The 18,060-nt window shown below is 57.0% G+C and carries 9 protein-coding genes; all 9 read left to right on the forward strand.

Translation table 11 applies throughout. The features are described from left to right. The first annotated feature begins 5 nt into the window (after window positions 1-5). The 9 genes from ACTNB2_RS02500 (at window position 6) to ACTNB2_RS02540 (ending at window position 17,985) form a co-directional block, all read left to right on the forward strand. Window positions 6-1,238, forward strand: coding sequence for a hypothetical protein (locus ACTNB2_RS02500; RefSeq protein ID WP_441041990.1), 1,233 nt, complete (start codon window positions 6-8; stop codon window positions 1,236-1,238). Next, window positions 1,239-3,167, forward strand: a complete 1,929-nt coding sequence (locus ACTNB2_RS02505) for a DEAD/DEAH box helicase (RefSeq protein WP_441041991.1) — start codon at window positions 1,239-1,241, stop codon at window positions 3,165-3,167. A gap of 2 nt (window positions 3,168-3,169) precedes the next feature. Further along, on the forward strand, window positions 3,170-4,132 hold the full coding sequence (locus ACTNB2_RS02510) for a hypothetical protein (RefSeq protein ID WP_441041993.1): 963 nt from the start codon (window positions 3,170-3,172) through the stop codon (window positions 4,130-4,132). 105 nt (window positions 4,133-4,237) lie between these two features. After that, complete coding sequence (locus ACTNB2_RS02515; protein ID WP_441041994.1) at window positions 4,238-4,909, forward strand: DUF1819 family protein; 672 nt, start codon at window positions 4,238-4,240, stop codon at window positions 4,907-4,909. Between the two features lie 2 nt (window positions 4,910-4,911). Next, window positions 4,912-5,535, forward strand: coding sequence for a DUF1788 domain-containing protein (locus ACTNB2_RS02520; RefSeq protein ID WP_441041996.1), 624 nt, complete (start codon window positions 4,912-4,914; stop codon window positions 5,533-5,535). A 9-nt stretch (window positions 5,536-5,544) separates the two neighbouring features. Further along, window positions 5,545-9,204, forward strand: a complete 3,660-nt coding sequence (gene brxC, locus ACTNB2_RS02525; RefSeq protein ID WP_441041998.1) for a BREX system P-loop protein BrxC — start codon at window positions 5,545-5,547, stop codon at window positions 9,202-9,204. Between the two features lie 30 nt (window positions 9,205-9,234). Then, a complete protein-coding gene (gene pglX, locus ACTNB2_RS02530; protein WP_441044685.1) occupies window positions 9,235-11,757 on the forward strand; it encodes a BREX-1 system adenine-specific DNA-methyltransferase PglX in 2,523 nt (840 codons plus the stop codon). Window positions 11,758-11,766: 9 nt separating this feature from the next. Then, window positions 11,767-13,974, forward strand: a complete 2,208-nt coding sequence (locus ACTNB2_RS02535; protein ID WP_441044686.1) for an AAA family ATPase — start codon at window positions 11,767-11,769, stop codon at window positions 13,972-13,974. A gap of 537 nt (window positions 13,975-14,511) precedes the next feature. Then, window positions 14,512-17,985, forward strand: a complete 3,474-nt coding sequence (locus tag ACTNB2_RS02540; RefSeq protein WP_441042598.1) for a helicase-related protein — start codon at window positions 14,512-14,514, stop codon at window positions 17,983-17,985. Window positions 17,986-18,060 lie beyond the last annotated feature (75 nt).

An 18,060-nucleotide genomic window follows, 5' to 3' on the forward strand; every position in this document is an offset into this window, starting at 1 on the left:
TCAACATGAACCTGCTTGAAATGATCGGCGACGGCGTCAACATTAAGCCGACCGGAGCCAACCACAAGATCGTGATTGACGGCAAGCCCGAGATGTATCCCGTTTACAGCATTAAGCTCGAGTTCCTGCGCTACAACGTGCAGAACGACCGTATCGCCTCCTGGATCAGCCGCTACAAGGCCGAGCATGGCGAGGGCGCGTTTAACGAGCTGGACGTCGCGGCCTGCAACGACATCATTGAGGGTTTTATCGTCGACAGCAACAAGGATGCTATCGAAAAGACGCAGCGTAGCATTGCCCTGCGTTCGCAAGAGCGCCCCGGCGTGGTGCTGGCCGACGGCCTGATCGTCGACGGCAACCGTCGCTTTACCTGCCTGCGTCGTCTTGCCGCCGAAAACCCAAGCTTTGGCTGGTTTGAGGCTGTCATTCTTCCCGAGAGCCTGGGTAACGATTCCAAGAAGATCAAGATGCTGGAGCTTTCGATTCAGCATGGCGAGGAAGAGAAGGTCGGATACGATCCCGTCGACCGCCTGGTGGGCATCTACAACGACATCATCAGCTCAAACTTGCTCTCGAAGGAGGAGTATGCCCAGTGCATTGGCGTTGAGCCCAAGGAGCTCGAGAAGGAGATTGTAAAAGCCCGCTATATGAACGAGTTCCTGGAGTTTGCCAACGCCAAGGACCAGTTTCACCTGGCGCGCGAGCTCAAGGTCGCCGGCGTTATCAACGAACTGCAGGGCGTCCTTAAAAAGTGCAAGAGCGACGATCAGGAAGAGGACGTTAAGAACATCGTCTTTGCCAACATGATTGCCGAGCCGCAGGGCGACATCGTGCGCTTTGTCCGTAAGATCAAGCCGATTTTGGAGGGCCCCGACGCGGATCGCTTTATCGAGCGCGAAAACGAGCTGGCCTTTGAGGTTGCCGAGCGCCTGAAGAACAAAGAGATCGTGACCTCGACCGACATCGCCGAGATCCGCGACGATGTTCAACTGGCGACGGCCTTCCGTGAGGTTATGGAGTCGGCCGAGAACACCACCAAGATGAACAAGGCCCTCAAGTCGCCTTCGCTCTCGATCATCCGCGCCATCAGGGATCTTGATCAGGTGGAGGAATCGACCTTTGGCTTGCTGCCTGCGGACGAGATTGCCAATATCGCCGCCGAGGTCGCCAAGCTCGAGGCCAGGGTGCATATGATCAAAGACAAGATTGCGTACAAGATGGGCGGCGAGGAAGCCTAAATGAAGCTGCGCCTCTCGTATAGCGACGGCATTTCCGTCGTGCCGCTCGACATGACGGTTGAGCAGCTGCGTCGCGAGCCGGTCTGGAAGATTCGGCTTTCGGCACTGCGCCGCTATGCGCCGAGCTATCGAGAGGCGGACGTGCTCTTTTCTCTGGGGATTGACGACCCGGGCGCCAAGCGCATCGTTGAGCTGCTGCAGCGGGCGGCAAGCTTTGGTGTGGAGTGCCAGGTGGACCCGGACCTGCTGCGAGGCCTTACGGCGCGTGAGGACTATCTGCGCGAGAAGGCGCGCGTGGGCCTGCTGATCAAGGCGCACGACGCGTCGGTGGCCGATCGCTTTGATGAGTTTTGCCAGGCAGAGGACACCCTGATGCAACGCCCACTTAAGGACCGCCAGCTGTGGGACGCGTTCTTTATGAGCGCCATGGGCCGTTGCGCCAACTTCTCCGTTCCCGGTTCGGGCAAAACGGCTTCGGTCCTGGGCACGTTTGCGTACCTGCGCGAGCGCGACCTGGTCGACCGCATCATCGTGCTTTCGCCCAAAAACGCTTTTGGCTCGTGGCGCGACGAGTGGGCCGCCTGTTTTGGCGCCGACCGCCCGCTGCGTTCGCTGTGCTTCCACGACCCCGAGTTTCGCGGTCGTTCCACGCGCGATAAGTGCAGCACCCTGCTGTTCGACTACAAGCGCTACGACATGATCCTGCTCAACTACGAGTCGGTCGCGCTGGGGGAGGCGGCCGCGCGCATTGCGGCCGATCGCGCCCTGGTGGTGTTTGACGAGGTGCACAAGGTGAAGCGTGTGGGCGGCAAGCGCGCGGCAAGCGCGGTGCAGATTGCCGCGGCGGCGCCGTACTTTATCGCGCTTACCGGTACGCCGATTCCCAACTCGTTTGAGGACCTATACAACCTGCTCCACTGTCTATGGCCGCGCGACTACAACTGGTACTTTGGTATGAGCGCCAATGCCCTTAAGTCGACGAGCGAGGACGACGTTGAGCATATTAACGAGTCCATCGCGCCGTTCTTTTGCCGTACGAACAAGCATCAGCTGGGCGTACCCCGGGCCAACGAGGACCATCTGGTCGATGTGCCGGTGGAACGCTGGGAGCAGCAGCTGTTCCAAAAGGTGCTGCGCACACTTTCGGGCGAGCCGTTCGAGATGATCATTCGCCTGTTGCAGCTTTCGTCCGATCCGCGCATGCTGGCCGAGGACCTGAGCGCCGGCGACTATGCCGACTTGTTTGATGGCGAGGTGCAGACGGGGGCGGGCAAAGCGCTGGAAGGCCTGCAGGTGGATGACCGGCCCACAGCCAAGATGGTCGCCTGCCTGGACTTGGTCGAATCGCTGGTAGCCCAGGGCAAGTCAGTCATCGTGTGGTGCATCTTTAAGCGCAGCATTCGCAACGTGGTGCACGAGCTGCACGAGCGCGGCATTACGGCCCGTGCCATCAGTGGGTCGACCGATATGCCCACGCGTGCCCGCGTCATCGACTCGTTTAAGGCGGGGGAGACGAGCGTGCTGGTCACCAACCCGCACACACTGGCCGAGTCGGTCTCGCTCCACAGCGTGTGCCACGACGCCGTCTACTTTGAGTGCAGCTACAACCTGGTGCACCTGCTGCAGTCCAAGGATCGCATCCACCGCCTGGGCCTGCCGCAAGAACAGTACACGCAGTACCACTATCTGCGCGCTGTGTACGAACGCCGTGGCGGGTCCTGGTCGCTCGACCGCAACATTTACGAGCGATTGCAGCACAAGGAACAGGTCATGCTCGACTCGATTGACCGCGGCACGCTGGAACCCGGCTATACCGACGAGCGCGATCTGGAACTGGTGTTTAAGGGCCTGTTTGACGACGAGGGCCAGCGGAGCGAGGTTAGCGATCAAGGCGTCGCGGACGATATGCAAGAACCCAAGGAGATGTAACGATGCAGAAAGCCTTTCCCATCTTTGCTATGGAGCTGTTTTGTGACGGCTGGCTGTTTTTGGAGCATTCCGATGTTACCTGGGACGGGTCGTCGCATGCTCTCAAGCGCGTTCGTATCAACGCGGACAAAAGCGAGTGGCTCCTAAGCCGTGCGCGCGAGCATTTTACGGATGTTCCGAGCAACATCGATTTATGCCAGTACGTCGGCACCACGCTAGAAGAGCTCGAGAAGCATACTGAGTTGGTTGTTCCCCGCGACGATGTTTCGCCCCGCCTGCAGCTGCTCTTTGAAGGTGACCTGACGCCTATCACGCTGGTACAGCTCATGTGCGTGGGCGATTGGCTTTCGGTGCGGCAAACAAGCGAGGATACGATTTGCGTTGCCTATGACGAGCGATTGGCGCGGCAGATTTCCGGGTTTGGTTTTCTTATGCGGCGCTTTCGGGCAGTACTTTGCTCGCAGAGCGCGATGCTGAGTGGCAGCGTGGTTGCCACGGTGCTCGAGGCAAGGCCGGCAACGGAGCCGGGGATCTGCGCGTTTTTGGAGATGGGTGATGCGGTTTCCGCGGAGCCCGAACCCGAGGAGGCGCTCGACGTTGAACAGGAGCCCGAGCCTGAACCTGAGCCAGAGCCTGTATCGGAAGCCGCCCCTACGCCCTCTGCAAAAGAGCAGGAAAAGCTGCGCATCGCAAGGGAGGTAAAGACCGCGCGCGACAAGATGGAAGAGCTCGACAAGGCACGTGTTGCTTTGCTCAACCAGCTGCTTGTGCTGCGCCATAAGCATGAGCAGCTTTCCAATCAACGTGGTTGGAATACGATAGTCGAGATGGGGGAAATCGGCAGGCAGATCGATGCGCTGAGCGGTCAGGTCGACCAGCTCGACGAACAGCTCCGCGACGCGCGCCTTGCCTACGCCGAGACCCGCGCAGCGTCGCTGCAAGCGCTTAAGGAGCTGGGGCAGTAGGACGGCAACATCCCTCACGACCCCGTACTTAAACGGTATCATTGGAAGGCATGTTTGCATCGCCCCGATGCAAATAAAAAGGCCCGAACCCTTGGAGTGTGTCCTGTGGATAACACCGACAAAATATCGCTGGGAGGCGTGCTCACGCGCGAGCAGTTTTTGCTGCCCGAGATGCGTATCGTCGCAGCATTGCGTCTGGAGGGCGTGAGCGACGACGAGATCATCGCGCGCGTTAAGCACGACAACCTGTTTCAGTATCCCACCGAGCGCATGCTGGCCGACCGCGCCCGCGTGTGTCTGCGCCGCTTTGATGCCGTAGCGCTCGACGAGACGCAGTGTGCTGCCCGCGGTATCGACAAAGACACCGCCGATCAAGCGGTCACGCGCATTATGGATCTTGTCGCCAACGGCATGCCCGATCAGGCTGCTCAGGCCAACCTGTTTGCCATGATGTGCCGCTACACCATGGTTCGCGAGCTCATCCAGGTGGAGATTGGCGAGCGCATGGCCAGCTTCGACTACAACTTTACCGACGTTGACCTTAACGCGTTTGTCACCCGTTTTCAGGTTGAGCATGCCGAGGCTGTCAAATGGTCGGACGCCACGCTGGGCCGTATAAAAAGCACCCTGCGCCAGATTCTGCGCAGCGCCGGTTTTAAGGCATCGCAGCGAACCGATACGCTCCAGCCCCTGCTGTTGGACCCCGACGTGGAACAGGCCATCCGTGACCTGGGCGACATGGATGCCCTGGCCGCACTCACCGGGCAGGTGATGTAGACATGGCAATAAACCAACCGCACATTCGCCCGCGCAACCGCGCCGAGCGCATACATGAGGACTTTGACCATCGCCGCGAGGCGCTGCGCGAGCGCCTGCAAGACCAGGATTTCTTGGCCAACAAGGGCATCGGTAACGAGATTGGCTTCTATACGTTTTGCTACGATCCTTCGCTGGAGTTTGAGTGCCGCGCCTATGTGGACGAGCTCGTGGCAGATGCCCAGGCCGGCAAGCTGCCGTGCAACCTGGAGGTTTTTAACCTGTACGACGTGATGCTCGAGATTTGCGAGCAGCGCCGTATTTTGCGTGCGATTCCCCGCCGCGAGGCAAAGGTCGGCTCGGAGGCCCAGATCAAAGAGCTCCAGAAGCCCTGCAGCTCCAAGAGCTTTGCCCAGTACCTCTTGGAGCATACCCAGCCACATCGGCCCGGCGACGTGATCTTGCTCACGGGTGTGGGCGAGGTCTTTCCGCTGCTGCGCGTGCACAACCTGCTCAACGACATGCTTGCCGATTTTGGCACCGTGCCCGTCGTCGTCATGTATCCCGGCAGCTTTGACGGCCGCCAGCTCAAGTTGTTCAACAAAGAGAACGCCAGCAACTACTACCGCGCGTTCGATATTTCTTAGGAGCGACAGATGATTATCCAAGACCTGTTTTCCAAGGACATCAACCGTTCCATCAACGGCGTCGTTAAGGTACAAGATGCCAGCGACGAATCGGTGCGCCAGGAGCTCGACGAGTACGTGGTGACGCGCGAGCTGCAGGGTCATTTTGCGCACTTCTTCGAGGCGTACGATAAGGCGCTCGACGTTCCTACCGACAATATGGGCGTGTGGATCAGCGGCTTCTTTGGCTCCGGTAAATCGCACTTCCTCAAGATGCTCTCGTATCTGCTGCAAAACGATGAGATTGCCGGCAAGCGCGCCGTCGATTACTTTGATGGCAAGATTTCCGACCCCATCGTGGCCGCTCGGGTTCGTCGTTGCTGCGAGGTTCCCACCGAGGCGATCCTGTTTAACATCGACAGCAAGGGCGGCCAGTGGAAAGAGGGCGACACCTCGCGCACGGCCCTGCTCCGCGCCTTTGAGCGCGTGTTCTTTGAGCACCTGGGCTTTTTTGGCGAGGACCTTAAGCTGGCACGCCTGGAGCAGCATATCGACAGCAAGGGTAAGACGCAGGAGTTCCGCGCTGCCTACGAGAGCATTGACCACGGCAACTGGCTCGAGGACCGCGAGAGCTACAGCTACTTTGAGGATCACATCGTCAAGGCCCTGCAACAGGTCCTGGGCATGAGCGAGCAGGCCGCGCGCCACTGGTTCGACGGTACTGAGGACGATGCCATCGCTGCCGACACCTTTGCCAAGATGGTCAAGCAGTATGCCGACAAGCGCGCCGAGGAGTGCGGCGGCGAGTTCCGCCTGCTGTTCATGGCCGACGAGGTGGGTCAGTTTATTGGCTCCGATGCCGACATGAGCACGAGCCTTATGCTGTCGCTGCAGACGCTCGTCGAGGAGCTGGGCAGCCGTTGCGGTGGCCGCGTGTGGGTTATGGTGACCAGCCAGGAGGCCATAGACGAGGTCGCCATGATCGTGGGCGACGACTTCTCCAAGATTCAGGGCCGCTTTAACACGCGCCTTTCGCTTTCCAGCTCCAGCGTGGACGAGGTTATCCAGCGCCGCGTGCTGCAAAAGAACGATGCCGCCTCGGCAAAGCTCCAGCAGGACTATGAGGCCCAGAGCACCGTGCTCAAAAACGTGTTCTCTTTTGACGGTTCGCGCGGCGACCTGATTGGCTATGCCAGCCGCAACGACTTTACGGCCAGCTACCCGTTTGTGAACTATCAGTTTAAGGTGCTGCCTGACGTTATGACCGAGGTGCGCAAGCACGGCGTCAAGGCCAAGCATATGTCCACGGGCGAGCGCTCCATGCTCTCGGCCTTCCAGGAATCTGCCCAGGCCATCCAAGACCAAGAGGTTGGCGCCCTGGTGCCGTTCTGGCGCTTCTTCGATACCATCGCCAAGGACCTGGAGCACGGCGTGATCCAGGTGGTCACGCGCGCCGAGCGTGCGGCCGAGGACGGCCATGGCCTTAAGGCCCAGGACGTTAAGGTCCTAAAGCTGCTGTATCTGATCCGCTATATCGACTACATCAAGTCCAACGTCGAGAACATTTCCATCCTTATGGTCGACGGCATGGACGTGGACAAGGCCGCCCTTAAGGACCGCGTTAAGGAGTCGCTCAACCGTCTGGTACGCGAAAACTACGTGGCACGTCAGGGCGACACATACAACTTCCTTACCGACGAGGAGCAGGATATCTCGCGCGCCATTAGCGAGACGCCGGTAGATGCTGCCCTGATTATCGAGGGCATTAAAAAATCGCTCTTTAGCGGCATCTATACGGCTACCAAGCTGCGCGTGGGCGCCAACGACTTTCCCTTCGACCGCTATGTAGACGACTCGGTCTATGGTGTGGCCCAGGGCGGCATGAAGCTCAACGTCGTTACGGTGGCAGATGACCTCTCGCGTGCCGACGATGCCGAGCTCGCCGTCAAGTCGGCCAATATCGCGCTGGTGGTGCTGGCAGACGACATCGACTACTTCGATGACCTGCAGAATGTGGCTAAGATCCGCAAGTATCGCAAGACCATCAATACCGAGGCCCTGGCGCCTTCGACCCAGCAGATTATCCAGGCAAAGATGAAAGAGGCCACTTTCGTTGAGCGAGAGGCAGCCAAACTGCTGGAGGAGGCCGTGCTGCATGCCCGTGTGGCTGTGAATGGTTCCATGGTTAACATTCGCGCCACCAAGCCCGCCGATGTGTTTGACCAGGCCCTGTCAAAGCTGACGGATGCCATCTTTACCAAGGCCGACTACATCGCCGACCCCGCCAAGACCGACGAGGACATTCGCGCCACGCTGCGCGGTGCCAACCAGATGGCGCTCGACGGTCAGAGCTCCAACAACGCCCGCGCCGAGAAGGAGGTCGCGGACTTCCTTCATGCTCAGACGCGTCTGTCGCTGAATACGACCATGGGTGACCTGCAGCGTAAGTTCCAGGGTGCCCCCTATGGTTGGCGCGAAATCGACATTGCCAACGTGGTGGCGCAGCTGGTGGTCTCGCAGCGTGCGACCATTACGGCTGCCGGCGCCAATGTTGCCCCCACCGACCTGCGTATGGTTACCTTCCTGCGCAAGGACGCTGACAAGGCCCAGGTACGCGAGCACGTTAAGATGAGCGACGAGCTCATCAAGAAAGTCAACGGGGTGCTGCGCGAGACCTTCGGTGCGAATCGTGACATTTCCAACGAGGACGAGCTCACCGCCACGGTGGTCGAAACGCTTACGGGCTACAAGAACGAGTGCGTAGAGCTCACGAACAACAACTTTACGGGCTTGGCCCCGGCCTATCCGTATCCGGGCCTAAAGGTGCTGGACGATGGCATTAAGCTGACCACGCGCCTGCTGGATAACCAGAACGACGCCCAGGCGCTCTTCAATGCCTTTGTAAAGGCGCAGGATGATCTGGATGATTGGAAAGAGGATTACGACCAGGTCGTGTTCTTCTTTGAGAGCCAAAAGCCCGTTTATGATAGTGCCGTTGAGTTTATGGGCCTTATGAAGGACGAGGGCTTCTACATGGACTCTAACGCCCAGGCGGTCGAGGCCAACAAGCGCATTGAGCAGATTCTGAAGAATCCGCGTCCGTACCGTGAGGTCCGCGAGTTGCACGACCTGATGGAGCCCGTCATGGCTGCCCATAAGCAGATGGTCGATGCCAAGCGCAAGGAGATGCTGGACGACATAACCGCACAAATGGCTCAGGTGCACGAATATGCCCAGAGCCAGGACGGCTATGCCAAGCTTGCCGAGCGCGCTATCGAGAACGCCGGCCGCATGGCTAACTCGTTTGAGAGCCGTGCTCACGCCGCCACCAAGGCGAGCGAGCTTGCCGCGCTCAAGCAGCAGCTGATTGAGTATTGCGATCGTGCGTGCGAGAAGATTGATACCGCAATCGATGAGGAGAAGGCCCGCCAGCAGCGTGAGAGCCGCCACAAGGAAGTCACGCCCAACGGCGAGATCGTTACCACGATCAAGGACAACGACAAGGACGCCCCGGCGATCGCAAAGCCTGAGCCCGCTCCTGCTCCCAAGAGGATTAAAAAGCTGCGCTTGGCCGACCTGGGCGAGCGCAAAAAGCTGGAGAGCGAAAGCGACATCGATGCCTACCTTGGCCAACTCCGCGTGCGCTTGCTTGCCGAGCTGCAGGGCAACGACGCCATCCGTCTGAGCTAACCAAGAACCACCGGGGAAGGGTAGACCGCCATGAACGATACCGCCATCAGGAACTACTGCATCTGGGCCCGCAACGAGCTCATCGCCGGCGTCGAGGCCCGCATGAGGCTCTACGGCGTGGCCGAGGGCGCCGAGCCGGCCGGCGCGACGGCGGTGGGCGGGCGCGCCCTGTCCCCGGAGGAGATCGGGTGGCGCGACGCCCTGCTGCGCGCCGCGGCAGAGGAGGGCTTTGAGCACCTGCGCGACCGCGCCGCCTACACCTGGTTCAACCGCATCGCCGCCGTGCGCTACATGGAGGTCCACGACTTCCTGCCCGGCCGCGTGCGCATGTTCACCCGCCCCGCGGCGGACGGCTCCTGGGAGCTGGGCAGCCAGGCCGCGGACGAGGCGCTCGACGTGGAGATCGAGGGGGCGGACCCGGTGCGCGTCGCCGAGCTCAAGCAGGCCGGCGAGGACGGGCCGCTGTTCCGCTACCTGTTCCTGGCCCAGTGCGCCGAGCTCTCCGGGTGCCTGCCGGGCGTGTTCCAGCCCGTGGACGCCTGCATGGCGCTGCTCCTGCCGGCCAACCTCATGGACGCCGACGGCGTCATCGGCCGCATGGTGGGCGACATCGACGAGGAGGACTGGGAAGACGTCCAGATCCTGGGCTGGATGTACCAGTACTACAACTCCGAGGTCAAGGACGCCTTCTTCGCCTCCAAGGCCAAGGAGACCCCCGACACCATAGGCCCGGCCACCCAGCTGTTCACGCCCGACTGGATCGTGCGCTACATGGTGCAGAACTCGCTGGGGCGCCTGTGGATGCTCAACAACCCCGAAAGCCCCCTGCGCGACGAGATGGAGTACTACATCGAGCCCGACTCCGAGCACGAGGACTTCATCAAGATTAACGGCCCCGAGGACATCTCGCTTTGCGACCCGGCGTGCGGCTCGGGCCACATCCTGGTCTACGCCTTCGAGCTGCTGGCCAAGATGTACCTGGAGCGCGGCTACCGCGAGCGCGAGATCCCCGGGCTCGTCCTGTCCAGGAACCTGCACGGCATGGAGATCGACCCCCGCGCCGCCCAGATCGCGCGCCTGGCCCTGGCCATGTGCGCCCGTGAGCTGGACCGCCGCTTCTTCGGCCGCGGCGTCCAGGCCGACATCGCCGTGCTCGCCCCGGTGGCGCTGGGGGAGGGCGACGTGCCGCGGGGCAGCGCACTCGAGAAGAGGAAGGACCTGGTCGACGCCCTGGCGCACCTGGACGAGGCGGGCTCGCTGCTCGCCCCGGGCGAGGGCGACCTCGCCGCGATCCGCGAGGCCATCGGCCTCACCGGCGACGGCGGCCTGTTCGGCAGCAGCTCGAGGGAGAGGCTCCAGCGCGCCCTTTCCACCTGCGAGACCCTGGCCCGCCGCCACGACTGCGTCGTGGCCAACCCGCCCTACATGGGCAGTTCCAGTTTCGGCCCCTTCATGTCCAGGTGGGTCAAGAGGAGCTACCCCGACGTCAAGAGCGACCTGTGCACGTGCTTCATCGAGCGCGGCTTCAACCTGGCGAAGGACCGCGGCTACGCGGCCATGATCACCATGCAGAGCTGGATGTTCCTGGGCAGCTTCGAGAAGATGCGCTCCTCGCTCATCGGGAGCAAGTCGATCCTGTCCATGCTGCACCTGGGCCCCCGCGCGTTCGACGCCATCGGCGGCGAGGTCGTCAACGTCACGGCCGACGTCGTCTACAACGGCCGCACGGCGTGCGCGGGCGCCTACGTGCGCCTCGTCGACATCAACGGCAGCGATGCCAAGCGCAAGAAGGCCCTCGAGGCGATCGGCAACCCCGACTGCGGCTGGTTCTACCGCCGCGACGCCGAGACCTTCAAGCAGATCCCCGGCACCCCCATCGCCTACTGGGCCAGCGAAGTAACCTACGAGGCTTTTTCCGCGAATGAGAAGATCAGAGAGCACGCCTGGGGTTGTAACGGCATGACAACTGGCGAAAACGATAGGTTTTTAAGGCTTTGGTTTGAAGTCGGAAGCAGGTCGTCCGAATATTGCTCTTCATCGGCCGCAGAGGCAAAGCGGTCGGGAGCGACTTGGTTTCCCTATAACAAGGGAGGTGACTTTAGAAAATGGTATGGAAACGAAGAATGGGTAATTGACTGGAAAGATGACGGAAAGCGTGCCAGAGATTACGGGCATCTTGTCCCGCGAAGCCAAAAGTACATGTTTCTGCCTGAAATCACCTGGTCTAAAATTTCTTCAGGAAAGGCGGCCTTTAGATATAAAGACAAAGGTCACTTGTTTGATGTTGCTGGATTGTGCCTATTTCCCAACGAGGGAAAAGCTGATCTGTCCCTGCTGGCTTTTTGCAATTCCAGTGTTGCCCAGAGTTTCCTTTCCTTCTTATGTCCCACATTAAACTTCGAAGTTGGCGGCGTTTGCTCCATGCCTTTCGTAGACTTGAATAGCGCTCGTGGTGAGGTTGATCGTCTTGCATCGGATTGTATTTCGGACTCATTGACTGATTACAATTCGTTTGAAATTTCATGCGATTTCAAGCGCCACCCGTTGGTGTAGGTGGTCGGGATGATATCTCGTATTAATGTTTCTTGCTTAGGGCCATATGGCAGTGATAACGCATCCCTGGATAGCCTTAAATCGGTCAATTATATTTTCGGCTCCAATGGTAGCGGCAAAACCACTATAAGCGAGTACATGCGAACCGGAATAACAGACGATGCGTCTCGCGTAGAGTGGGAGGGCCCATCGCGTCCTGTGCTGGTATACAACCAGCACTACGTCAACGGCATATTTCAAAACAGTAGCGTCCCAGGTGTTTTCACTTTGGGTGAAGACAATATTGATATTAAGCACAGCGTGAACGTCTTGGGGCAAGATATTATCAATCTGGAAAAACAGAAAGAAAATTATGAGGGGGTTTTGAATAGAAAAGAATCGGAATATAAGGATTCTGCAAATGCATTCAAGGAAAAATGCTGGAAAGAACTCCGTGCTCTTTCTGCTACCCAAAAGAAGGCTTTTCAAGGATGCTTATCTAGAAAGGAAGCCTTTTGCCAGCGGATATTGTCCATAGAGGTTCCAAAGAACTTTAAACTGACTGAATACGATGAGCTGGAGAGCCTTGCTCGAAAGGCCTCGCAACCGTCTCTGCAGACGATTGCATTAATTGACCTGCCAGATTTTGAATCACTTGAACTGGCGGAATCATGTGAAGATTTTTCGCGCCCCGTTGTCGGAAGCGACGATGTAAATACGGCCAGGCTAATTCACGAACTTAATAATGCCGGCTGGGTTGAGAAGGGTTTGTACTACTTCCGACTGAAAGGGGGGTCTACATGCCCATTTTGTCAGCAGACAACGAGCGAGGCTCTTGCGAATAGTATAGAAAGCTACTTCGACGAAGACTATCGCAGAACCAAGAGGCTGCTAATGGACGCTGTCTCAGCTTATGAGTCGGTTCTTGATGAAGTGCATCGGCTGAGAGAAAAGCTTCCTGCTTACCGCAATCAAGGATTTGACATAGATCAAGCGAGCGATAATTTAATAGATTTTGATGCTTTGACCACAGCGAACCTTGATCGTATGAATGCCAAGCTAAATGATTTGGGTAGTTCAGTTATTGTTGAAGATACAATTGATGTCCGAGATAATCTCGCTGCTGCATTGAAAAAGATGAATGAGCAGATTGCTGCTCACAATGAACGCGCCCTGCACTTTAGCGAGTTTAAAGAGGACGTGTTTACTCGCATTCAATGGCAGTGTGCGGTCAGGCTGGCGGCAGATAAGAAGCTATTCTTAAAAAATGAAGCAGCCTACAAGAAGGCTAAAGAGGGTCTCGAATCTAAAGTCTTTAACTGCTCTGATGCGATTGAAAGGAAGAACGCCGAACGGGAGGAGTTAATGTCTCGGCTTACTAGCTCCAAGCCCACTATTGAGCATATCAACCGAATCCTTAAGGACTTGTGCTTTGATAATTTTTCTCTCGATGAAGCTAACGATGGAAAAGACTATGCATTTATTCGTCAAGGCGGAGAACGTGCAAATGAGACCCTTAGCGAGGGCGAAAAAACCATCGTCACCTTTTTGTATTTCTTGAGTTACGTTAAAAGTAGGTCTCTTGAATACCCCGTTGTCTTTATTGATGACCCTATTTCTAGTCTGGATTCAAACGTTCTCTACTTTGTCAGCTCCTTGGTTCGCGACCTGGCTTCCGAAGCGCGGCAAAAGGCTAATTCCGAAGTTAGTCAGTTGTTTATATCGACGCACAACGCCAGTTTTCACCATGAGATTACTTATCCATCGTCAGGTTACTCCCTGTCGGATAGCGCTTTTTTCGTAATTAGAAAAACGGCTACCAACTCCGCTATTGAAGCTTTTGGACCGGATAACCCGGTAAGTACGGGTTACGAGGCGTTGTGGCAAGAGCTTCGTGAAGAAAATCGGTCAACGTCCGTCCGCAATAGCATTCGTCGAATCCTTGAAACTTATTTCAATTTTGTTAATGGATTGAATCTTGAAGAAACAATTGCCAAGCTGCCTCCATCCGATCGTCCTTTGGGGAGGTCATTGCTTTTGTGGACGCACTCTGGCTCTCATCTTTTGACCGATGACGCCGAATGCACCGATTCTGGTGACTATTTACTTCACTATTTAAATGCTATGCGGTGCATTTTTGAAGCAAATAACCAAGCTGCTCACTTTGATTACATGTTGAAGCGCTGCGGCATCGCGCTCGAATCCGCTGCGACAGGCCTTCTCTCTGACAGCGAGTGATGAACAATACTCAGCCTGATTATTGTTAGCTAATTTGATTGCGCTGATGACGACCTGTCAACGACGAAGCGCCACCGCTATGGCCTTTATTTAGATTGTTCGGTTTGTGCGCCAGTCTCTGTGTACTTTTGGGACGGCATCTGGTGCGACCTTCGGTGAGTGCGGAGTTGATTCGACTCGGGTATCGCTTTCTTGTTGCGCTTCATTTATTTGATTCCAACGGTCGTAGATCAATACCTACCGCTCGCACTTGTTGCTCAACAAATGGCGAGGTTGATGGGCTAAGTTGATGGCAGTGTTTGGTTGGAGGAGGAGAATATGACCGAGTACTGCGATGGCAATAGTTTGACGCTCGATACTAAAATCGACGGACTCTTGAGGAATTGTTCGCAACCGATAATATTTGCTTTTTGCGGCCTGTCGTCCCGTCTCGCAGAATTCGTCGCGCGTTATGAGCACTCGATCCCCGGGGTTATAGCCAGCGATGTCGCCCCGTTCTTTTCTCCTTCTGACTTTGCCCGCCAAAAGAGGCTGGCCGTGGCTCAGATTCTTTCGGCGGATGGTCCAGTTTTAATGCTGTTTGAACAGCTTCTTGAGCTGCGCGGGACGATTAACGAGTTGTTCGACGGCAAGATTGTCGTCGTTCGGAACAACCTGTTCCTTGATGGTGAGGGCGTTCCTTCTCCTGTTGATCCGGATCTGCTCGATGGCTTTGAGTCATCTTTTGACGATATGACACCCGATACGACGGGACTTTCTAAGTACTATGCCAAATCCGTAAAGGTTGGAAGTGCGCATCTTGTAACGCCGATTATTCCGGATGAGTTTGCTGAGTGGGAAGTTATCGATCTGTTTGATCGTGCTTCTTTTGCGCTGGGTGATGCTTCGGCAATTTCTGAGGGCGTCGTCCCTGTTTCGTCGACTGCGTTTCTGGAATACCGTCTGGGCTTGCTAAATGGCACGGCTGGCCCTGCTTCTGTTTTGGTGAACGCTCGGGAGCTTGAGAGCTATAGGTCCGCTCTGGAGGCGGTCGCTTCTGTTGCCCATGCGCTGGGTCTATCCGTTTCCTTTGTGGCGCAGCAAGACCAAGAGGAAAAGGTCGAGGAGTCGGGCCGTCTGCTTTCGGTGCTTCAGCATTACTGGGGCAAGGAGGCCTCGTTTAGGAAGCTTCGTTTTTACAAGAATCCCGACTTTGACAACGAAATGGAAACGGTGTCTCAGGGTGCTATCTCTGAGTTTGTCGTAAAGCAGGCCGAGTCTGCCCATGCGGGCTCTGTCGATTACAGGAACGTGTTTGTGACGGCGCCCACGGGTGCAGGCAAGTCCATTCTGTTCCAGATTCCGGCGCTGTATCTTGCTCGGAAATATCAGCTGGTCACGCTGGTTATTGAGCCGCTGAAGGCCCTGATGATCGACCAGGTCGCCAACTTGCGGAAACGTGGCGTTAAGAATGTCGTTGCCATTAACTCGGACATTCCCTATGGTGAGCGGCTTGAGTCGCTTGACCGTGTTAAAAGCGGCGACGCCTCCATTATCTACCTGTCACCGGAACTTCTGCTGGAGTCCTCAATCCAGGCGATTCTCAACGGCCGCGAGCTCGGTCTTGTCGTCATCGACGAGGTCCATACCGTTACCTCTTGGGGTAAAGATTTCCGCCCGGACTACTGGTATCTGGGGCCGTATCTGTCTAAGCTCCGCAAAAACGGTATGAGCTTTCCGATCTTTTGCCTTACCGCCACGGCTGTCTACGGCGGGCGCGATGATGTTGTTTCGCATACGATCGCCGACCTGGAGCTTGGCAACTGCAAGACGTTCCTGGGCAACCCTCGTCGTAACGACATCTCCTTCGACATCGTCTGGAGAAGCAAAAGCGAGCTGCCCGGTCCCATCGAGGAGGTAAAAACCGACCTCGCCGAGCAGTGGATTGATAAGGCCGTGCGCGACAACCGCCATGCCATTGTCTACTGCCCATATCAGAGCCATGTCAATGCGATTATCGATCAACGCAGCGTTTCTAATTCTCAGGTCTTGGGCTATCACGGCGGCAAAGACGCCGCGTACAAGAAGATCGTTCAAGACGCGTTTGCGTCGGGCAACTGCAGGGTGCTCGTGAGCACCAAGGCGTTTGGCATGGGTATCGATATCGATGACATCGATGCCGTGTACCACTATGCGCCGACGGGCAATCTGTCCGACTATATTCAGGAAATTGGTCGTGGCGGTCGCAAGCGCGGCCTGGGTGCCAAGGCCTGCATCGACTTCTTTATGCAAGACGTTCGCTATTCCGAGACGCTGTATGCGCTCTCCAAGTTTAGCCAGTGGCAGCTTAAGGAGATCATGGCCAAGCTGTACGAGGTCTATGCTTCTGCGCCGCAAAAAGATCGCAGCCAGAACTTCCTGGTATCGCCCAATACGTTCTCCTACCTGTTTACAAACGAGAAGGATGAGGACCGCAAGACCAATCGCGTTAAATCGGCCCTGATGATGATCTCGCGCGACCTTGAGGATAAGTTCAACTTCCCGGTTATCGTCGTGCGCCCCAAGGTGTCGTATACCAAGCAGTTTGTTTGCATTGAGCAGGTTGCCGAGCGTAGCTTTACCACGTCCTACGGCAAATATTTACGAAAGATCAGCGAGGCCCATACGCGCTACGAGAATCGTGCGGGGCAGCATGCCGTCAAGATCTCGGACATGGGCGCAATCTATGAGCTCAACGTAGGCGACATGTGGGCTAACGAGTTTAGCGACCTGACCTATGCCGATTTTAAGCGCCAGCTGTTCACGGGCAAGATTTGTTCGCCGACGGGGGAGCCTGCGCTTTCGAACCGCCTGGCGCTCGACATCAATTACTCCATGCCGTTTGATGGGGCCACGTCGACGCTGTCTGCGTTTGCCGAGGCGCTGCGCAAGACGTTTATGGGCCTTGCGCGTGAGGGCGATTTTTCGGAGAAGGAGTTTACGAAAGAGCTTACCCATCAGCTTGAGGGGACGTCTTTGGAGGTCAAGAAGCCGTCTGCGCTGCTGAATGCGTTTGTTCGTCCCGTCGATGGTGGCCGGCACTTTGGATCCGACCGGTCCTTTAAATGCATCAAACGATTCAATAAGTCTTCGAGGAATACCTATAGCCGCGCGCAGGATGTTCGCTATGGCGTAATCGGGCGCGAGCTTCAGGCAGCCATGAGCAATCTGACCCAGACGCTGGGAAGGTTGCAGCCCCCCGAAGGTAGCAAACATTGCAGGCGCTATCTGGACAACAAGGCTCTCGACGCTCGCTATGCGCTGGCCGAGATCCTAGAGATTCTCAAGCTTGCTACGTACACGGTAAAGGGCGGCGACAACCCGGAGATTTTTATTCGTCTCAACGATGCCTCGAAGGTCAAGGCGTTGGCTTCGGACAGCAGATATTCCAATGGCGTGCTGCGCGAGCTTAACGATCGCCACGAGTATTCGTCCAAGGTTATTAGGGGCTTCTTCCGCTCCACCATGAGCGATGCCGAGCGATGGGACGTGGTCGAGGAGTATTTCCTGGGCAATGACGACTACGTTGCCCAGGTTTTGGGCATCGATGAGAAGCCTGCGGACGATTCTGCCAAGGCGGCTCCCAAGGTTAGGCATGCGGTTGCTAAGCGGCCTGTCGGCCTCTCGACATCCGTTGTGGCTGAAGGGGCTTCCTATGAGGGCAAGCCGTACTTCCGCGTGTGGAAGGACCTGCTCAACAGCTGTTCTGTGGGTCAGGAGATCACCGACGTCCAAAAGCTGAAAGAGTTGGTCAAGAGCAGCAAGCTCGAGATGCCTCGCAAAGACGCGGTGGTCTGTATTGAGAGCACCGACTTTAAGTTGCATCCCGCCCTGTTGTGGAAGAAGAGCCGCGTGATGCTCTTTAGTGCCTCGCGTGCCGATGAGTTTGCCCGCACCCAGGACATCGACTGGAAGTGCTTCATTCTAGGCCAGGGAGAGGGCATAGAGGCGATTGCCGACGCACTCGAAAACGCCCCGAAAGAAGCGAAGTAGCTGCTGAAGCCTAAGCGAAAGGTTGATTGAAATGGATTTGGTGACTTCTTTTTTCCACCTACTGTCCGATTATTG

This window comes from Collinsella sp. HCP28S3_G2 (assembly GCF_052065125.1).
Classification (GTDB): Bacteria; Actinomycetota; Coriobacteriia; order Coriobacteriales; family Coriobacteriaceae; genus Collinsella.

Bases quoted from the DNA above. Each gene is read 5' to 3' on its own strand.
- ACTNB2_RS02500 (WP_441041990.1), top strand. From the start codon at position 6: ATGAACCTGCTTGAAATGATCGGCGACGGCGTCAACATTAAGCCGACC.
- ACTNB2_RS02505 (WP_441041991.1), top strand. From the start codon at position 1,239: ATGAAGCTGCGCCTCTCGTATAGCGACGGCATTTCCGTCGTGCCGCTC.
- ACTNB2_RS02510 (WP_441041993.1), top strand. From the start codon at position 3,170: ATGCAGAAAGCCTTTCCCATCTTTGCTATGGAGCTGTTTTGTGACGGC.
- ACTNB2_RS02520 (WP_441041996.1), top strand. From the start codon at position 4,912: ATGGCAATAAACCAACCGCACATTCGCCCGCGCAACCGCGCCGAGCGC.
- brxC (WP_441041998.1), top strand. From the start codon at position 5,545: ATGATTATCCAAGACCTGTTTTCCAAGGACATCAACCGTTCCATCAAC.
- pglX (WP_441044685.1), top strand. From the start codon at position 9,235: ATGAACGATACCGCCATCAGGAACTACTGCATCTGGGCCCGCAACGAG.
- ACTNB2_RS02535 (WP_441044686.1), top strand. From the start codon at position 11,767: ATGATATCTCGTATTAATGTTTCTTGCTTAGGGCCATATGGCAGTGAT.